This is a genomic window from Acidimicrobiales bacterium (assembly GCA_035546775.1).
Classification (GTDB): domain Bacteria; phylum Actinomycetota; class Acidimicrobiia; order Acidimicrobiales; family JACCXE01; genus JACCXE01.
In genome coordinates, this window is record DASZWD010000062.1 from 20954 (window position 1) to 27147 (window position 6194).

Here is a 6194-nt window from a genome sequence, read left to right on the forward strand (position 1 = left end):
TCAACTACACTCGACGGCTACTTTGGCACGCCATCCTGAGCTCGTGAGCGAGCAGAAGTACCTCGACGGGGTCTACGAAAGACTCCGTGAGCAGCGAGAACGCGCGTCTCACCTGCTCAGCGACGTCCTTTTGACCGAGGGGGTCACCCCGCAGTCGGTCGTCGAGCGAGAAGTCATGGCCGAGCAGGCGCAGCTGCGCCTCGGCCAACTCGACGTCGGCCACCTGCCGATCTGCTTCGGGCGCATCGACCGCGACCACTCGCCCTCCGAGCAGGGCCTGCCGGGCGAGGCGTTCTACATCGGGCGCATGGGCGTGTGGAACGAGGACCAGGACCCGCTCGTCATCGACTGGCGCGCCCCGGTGGCCGAACCCTTCTACCGGGCGACGGGCCGCCATCCGATGGGCCTCGCCCGGCGCCGTCACTTCATGTGCGACGGCCACGTGATCGAGGCGATCGAAGATGAGGTGTTCGACCCCGACGCGCTCGGCGACACCGACGTCGACATGGTCGGCGCCGGCGCCTTGCTCGCCGCCCTCGAGCGCGACCGCACCGGCCGCATGCACGACATCGTGGCGACGGTCCAGCGCGAGCAGGACGAGATCATCCGCGGCTCGATGCACGGGGTGCTCGTCGTCCAGGGCGGGCCCGGGACCGGCAAGACCGCGGTGGCGCTGCACCGTGCCGCGTATTTGCTCTACACGCACCGCTTCCCGCTCGAGCGCCAGGGCGTGCTGGTCGTCGGGCCGAACCCGCTCTTCCTGCGCTACATCGACCAGGTGCTGCCGTCGCTCGGCGAGACCGGCGTGGGGCTCTACACCGTCGACGGCCTCGTGCGAACGCTGCCGCACTCGCACGTCAACCCGCACCGGCGCGGCTCCGAGGCCGACGCTGTCGCCCGCATCAAGGGCGACGAGCGGATGGTCAAGATGATGGCGAACGCCGTCAAGGACCGCGAGCGCGCCCTGAGCAAGGAGGCGCGCATTCCCTTCGGGGCCTTCACCCTGACGCTGCACGTCGACGAGTCGGCGGAGATCGTCAACGCCGTGAAGCGCCGGCCGGGCACGCACAACGCCCGGCGCAAGCAGGTCGAGCAGCTGACGCTGAAGAAGTTGCTGGCGGCGCACGAGCGGCGCGTCCAGCAGATCCGGCCGGTCAACCCGGAAGAGGCGGAGGTCGAGGTCGACCGGGAACAGCGGGAACTGCAAGAGCGCGAGCAGCGCAAGCGGCTGTCGCGGGTGCCGGAGTTCGTGGCCGCCGTCGACCGCATGTGGCCCCGCATCTCGCCTGAGGAACTCCTCCACGACCTGCTCGGCGCCAAGGCACTACTGAAGCTGGCGGCCCGCGGCGCGTTGAGCGACGCGGAAGTGGCGTTGCTGGTGCGCGAGCGCAGCGCGTCGTTCGAGGACGTGGCGTGGACCTCGGCCGACCTCGCGCTCATCGACGAGCTGCGCACGCACCTCGACGCCGAGGAGATCCGCCAATACGGCCACGTCGTGGTCGACGAGGCGCAGGATCTGTCGCCGATGCAGCTGCGGGTGCTGGCCCGCCGCTCGCTCGGCTCGATGACCATCGTGGGCGACGTCGCCCAGGCCAGCGGCCACTGGGCGCCGTCGTCGTGGGATCAGGTGCTGGCGCACCTGCCCTCGATCGGCGCCGCGCCGCGCCTGACCGAACTCACGGTGAACTACCGCACGCCGGGGGCGATCATGGACGTGGCCGCCGCGGTGCTGGCGGAGGCCGCGCCCGAGCTGAGCATGCCGCGCTCGGCCCGTCCGGGCGGGCAAGGCCCCGTGGTCGTGCGGGCCGACGACGTGACCGACGCCGTCGTCGACGCGGTGCGGGCCGAGCAGTCCAAGGGCGGCACCCTGGCCGTCGTGTGCGCCCCTGAGGACGAGCCGCGGCTGGCCTCGGCGTTGGCCGGCGCCGGCATCACGGTGGGTCGCGACGAGGAGGGGTTGGAGGAACCCGTGGCCCTGGTCCCGGTGGTGCTCGCCAAGGGCCTCGAATTCGACGCGGTCATCGTCGCCGAGCCGGCAGCCATCGTCGACAACGCCAAGTTCGGCCTGCGCGCCCTGTTCGTCGCTCTCACGCGGGCGACCAAGCGGGTCACCATCGCCCACGCCCAGCCACTCCCCGCCGCCCTCGCGCGAGGGCTACACGGCGCTACGCGCTGACGAGCGAGGCCAGGGTCTTCTGGGCCAGACGGTCGTTGGTCGACGACCGCTCGGCTACCGCACGGCGGTAGGCGTTGCGACGGGCCTCGGCGCGCACGGCGTTCGGGTGCGGGCGACGGCCGGCCTTCACGTCGACGACTTCGTCCTCGTCGACGGGGTTGATGCGGTCTTCGAGGCCGACCTTCAACAGGGCGAGGGCCTCGGTGCGCATCTGGGAGATGCGGGACTCGGTCACGCCGATCTCCTGGGCGAGGGTGGCCATCGTCTTGTCCTCGAGGAACGAGCCGATGATGACCTGGCGCAGGCGCTCGGGCAGGGAGGCGACGGCGTCGACGAGGTAGCCGCGCTTCTCGGCCTCTTCGATCTCCAGGTCGGGAGTCAGGTCCTCGGACGGGACCGACTCGCCGATGCTGATGCCCTCGGCGGTCATGCCGTCGAACGTAAGAACGACGGCGCGGTTCACGTCGTCGGCGACCTCGATGACGTCGCGCGGGTCCCAACCGAGAGCACCAGCAACTTCGACCGGCCGGGGGGCACGGCCGAGAACCGGCGTCAGCTTCTCGGTGACGGCTGCGACCTGGCGAGCGCGGGCACGGACCGAGCGGGTCGCCCAGTCGGCTCGGCGCAGCTCGTCGAGGAGGGCGCCCTTGATGCGGGTGTTGGCGTAGCGGTCGAAGCGCACCCCGCGCTCGGGGTCGAAGCCACGCGCCGCGGCCGCCAGAGCCGCCATACCGGCCGATTCGAGGTCGTCACGATTGACGTGCCGCGGGATACGGGTGGACAGCTGCGAGACGGCGTACCCCACGAGATACATGTGCTCACGGATCATGCGCTCTTCGGCGCGGAGGGGGCGGGTCTGGCGGTTCACGGTGGTCATGTCCCAAATCCTCTGCCCCTCCGTGGCCGATTCCTATCGATCGCTTGGGCCATTTTTGGGATCTGAGGGGACTAGTTCCCCTGATTAGTTTGGAAATGTGGAAGTCACGACCTCCGACCTAGCCGACGCTTTGGATGCATACGTGCTCGACGTACGCCGCTACGAAGAGTGGGTGGACAAGCGCATCCCCGGCGTAACGCTGATCCCGATGGACCAAATCAACGACCGGGTCGGCGAGATCCCCAAGGACCGTCGCGTCTTCGTCGTGTGCGCCGTCGGCGGGCGCTCGGCCAAGGTCGCCCAAGCGCTGCGCAACGCCGGCTACGACGCGGTGAACGTGCAGGGTGGCACCAACAAGTGGGTTGAGGAAGGCCGCCCCTTCGAATCGGGCGAGTGACCCATATCGTCGTGGCCGCCGGGGGCACCGGCGGGCACATTTACCCCGGGCTGGCGACGGCGCACGCCATCGAGGAACTCGATCCCTCGGCGCGCGTCACCTTCGTCGGTACGCCCCGCGGGTTGGAGCAGCGGCTCATCACGGACTTTCCGCTCGTCATGGTCGATATGGTCCCGTGGCGCGGCGGGCGGTACGCGCCGCAATTCCTCGCCGCCACCGTGCGCGCCACCTTCCAGGCGTTCCGCCGTATCCGGCCCGACGCCGTCGTGGCGATGGGCGGCTACCCGTCCTTGCCCGCGGTGATCGCGGCGCGGCTGCGCGGCGTTCCCGTCGTCATCCACGAGTCGGGGGCGACGGCGGGGCGCGCCAACCGTCTGGTGGCGCGGTTCACCAAGAACATCGCGGTGTCGTTCGCGTCGGCGACCTTCCCCGGTCGCTCGCCCCGGGTGACCGGCATGCCGTTGGCGCCGGCCAACCTCACCGGCAACGCCGATGCGTATCCCAAGCCGATGGTGTTCATCACCGGCGGGTCACAGGGCAGCGTGCGCCTGAACGAGTTGGCCGTGGGCCTGGCGGCGCGGTGGGCCGGGCGCGACGTCCACATCGTGCTCAAGACGGGTCGTGACCACCACGTCGACAGCGGCGGCGTGCTGGCCGCCTACGACTACCTCGACTCGATCGGCGACGCCTACGCCTCGGCCGACGTGGTGATCACCCGCGCCGGCGCGTCGACGGTGGCCGAACTGGCCGTGTGGGGATTGCCGTCGGTGCTCGTGCCCTATCCCCACGCCCTCGACAACGACCAGGACTACAACGCGGCGGTGCTCGCGGATGTCGGCGGCGCCGTCGTGGTGAAAGACGCCGACGCCACGGCCGACGTCGTCGGCCCGCTCGTCGAGGACTGGCTGGCCGACCGCGAGAAACTGGCAGCGATGGGAGCCAAGGCGCGCACCGTCGGTCACGCCGACGCGGCGAAGGTGTTGGCCAGGTGGGTACTCGACCTAGCGTCTCGATAGTGCTCAAGCCCACCGACACTCTGCGCGCCGCGATGCAACGCGTACGCGACACGGGTTACTGCGAGGTCGCCGGCGGCTCGGTGTTCTACGACATCGACGGTCGGCGTGCGATGCTGCGCGGCGTGTCGCTCGACGAGGCGATCGAGTCGCTCAAGCTGCGACGCACGGTCGAGGAACTGCATCATCCGCCGATGGACGCCGTCGTGATGGCGGGCGGAAAGGGCACGCGCCTGCGCTCGCTGAGCGGGAACGTCCCCAAGCCGTTGCTCACGCTCGGCACGTCGACGATCGTCGAACGCATCCTCGACAACATCGACGCCGACAACGTCTACCTGTCGGTGAACTACCGCGCCGCGATGTTCAAGAAGCGCCTCGGCGACCGCGTGACCTACATCGACGAGACGCAACCGCTCGGCAACGCGGGGGCGCTCTCGCTCGTGCCGGCGAAGGGCGCGCCATACGTGTTCATCACCAACGCCGACCTCATCACCGAGGTCAACCCGCAACGCATGCTCGAGTTCCACCGCGCCCACGACGGTCCGATCACGATGGCGTGCGCGTCGTTCTCGACCACGTTGAAGTACGGCGTCGTGCACGCCACCAAGCGCGGCGTGCTCGACCGGTTCGAGGAGAAGCCCGTGAAGACCTATCTGTGCAACGCCGGCATGTACATCGTCGACCGGCCGATGCTCAAGCTCGTGCCGAAGAACACGTTCTTCCAGATGCCCGATCTCATCGACGCCGTGCAGCGCCGCGGTGAAGACGTCCACGTGTTCCCGCTGTGGGAGCACTGGGTCGACGCCGGATCACCGGAGGAGTTTCAGGAAGTGCTGATGGAGTTCGCGCGAGGGGAACGGACGTGAGCGACTGGGGTGGCGTCGCCGTGCTCGTCACCGGTGGCGAAGGGTTCATCGGGTCGCACCTCACCGAGGCGCTCGTCGCCGCGGGCGCCAACGTGCGCGTGCTGTCGTACTACACGTCGTTCGGGGGCACGGGCTGGCTCGACCCCGCTCTGGGTGTCGAAGTCATGCCCGGTGACGTGCGCGACGCGGGTCGCGTGCGCGAGGCCGTCGACGGGCGCGACGTCGTGTTCCACCTGGCGGCGCTGATCGGGATCCCGTACAGCTACGTCGCCCCGGAGTCCTACATCCAGACCAACGTGCAGGGTTCGTTCAACGTGGCCGACGCGTGCCGCCGTGCCGGTGTGTCGCGGATGGTGCACACGTCGACGTCGGAGACCTACGGCACCGCGCTGCACGTGCCGATCGGCGAGGACCATCCGCTGCAGCCGCAGTCGCCGTATTCGGCTTCGAAGATCGGCGGCGACATGATGGTGCTGTCGCTGCACCACGCCTTCGAGTTGCCCGTCGCCGTCGCCCGGCCGTTCAACACCTACGGGCCGCGGCAGTCGACGCGGGCGGTGATCCCGACGATCCTGTCGCAGCTGCTCGGTGGCGCCAAGGAGGTGCGGCTGGGTTCGCTCAGTCCGACGCGTGACTTCAACTACGCCACGGACACCGCCGCGGGGATGATGGCGATCGCCCAGTGCGACGCCTGCGTCGGCTCGGTCACCAACATCGGCTCGGGCCAGGAGATCTCCGTCGGCGACCTGGCGCAGTTGCTCATCGAGGCGACCGGCTCCGACGCCAAGGTCGTGCTCGACGAATCCCGCGTCCGTCCGGGCGGCTCCGAAGTCGACCGCCTCCTCGCCGACAACACCAAGATCCG

At 69.5% G+C, this 6194-nt stretch carries 6 protein-coding genes; 5 read left to right on the forward strand and 1 reads right to left on the reverse strand.

The genetic code is table 11. The features are described 5' to 3' along the window. Nucleotides 1-22 precede the first annotated feature (22 nt). On the forward strand, nucleotides 23-2176 hold the full coding sequence (locus VHC63_16185) for a UvrD-helicase domain-containing protein (GenBank protein ID HVV38147.1): 2154 nt from the start codon (nucleotides 23-25) through the stop codon (nucleotides 2174-2176). Here VHC63_16185 and VHC63_16190 read toward each other — a convergent pair. Further along, nucleotides 2166-3053 carry a sigma-70 family RNA polymerase sigma factor gene (locus tag VHC63_16190; protein ID HVV38148.1) on the reverse strand — a complete coding sequence of 296 codons (888 nt, stop codon included), beginning with the start codon at nucleotides 3051-3053 and terminating at the stop codon, nucleotides 2166-2168. The genes VHC63_16185 and VHC63_16190 overlap by 11 nt on opposite strands. Before the next feature lie 97 nt (nucleotides 3054-3150). Here VHC63_16190 and VHC63_16195 point away from each other — a divergent pair, with 97 nt between their 5' ends. The 4 genes from VHC63_16195 to VHC63_16210 all read left to right on the forward strand — a co-directional run. Then, on the forward strand, nucleotides 3151-3450 hold the full coding sequence (locus VHC63_16195) for a rhodanese-like domain-containing protein (protein HVV38149.1): 300 nt from the start codon (nucleotides 3151-3153) through the stop codon (nucleotides 3448-3450). Continuing rightward, a complete protein-coding gene (locus VHC63_16200) occupies nucleotides 3447-4466 on the forward strand; it encodes a UDP-N-acetylglucosamine--N-acetylmuramyl-(pentapeptide) pyrophosphoryl-undecaprenol N-acetylglucosamine transferase (protein ID HVV38150.1) in 1020 nt (339 codons plus the stop codon). The genes VHC63_16195 and VHC63_16200 overlap by 4 nt, the downstream gene beginning before the upstream one ends. Then, nucleotides 4466-5329, forward strand: a complete 864-nt coding sequence (locus VHC63_16205; GenBank protein ID HVV38151.1) for a sugar phosphate nucleotidyltransferase — start codon at nucleotides 4466-4468, stop codon at nucleotides 5327-5329. Before VHC63_16200 ends, VHC63_16205 begins: the two co-directional genes overlap by 1 nt. Then, nucleotides 5326-6194, forward strand: an 869-nt coding sequence (locus VHC63_16210) for a GDP-mannose 4,6-dehydratase (protein HVV38152.1), incomplete at its 3' end; no start/stop codon positions are given. The genes VHC63_16205 and VHC63_16210, both read left to right, overlap by 4 nt.

What these genes read in the sequence shown, in the direction of transcription:
- VHC63_16190 (HVV38148.1), bottom strand. Translation starts at nt 3,053, where the DNA reads ATGACCACCGTGAACCGCCAGACCCGCCCCCTCCGCGCCGAAGAGCGC.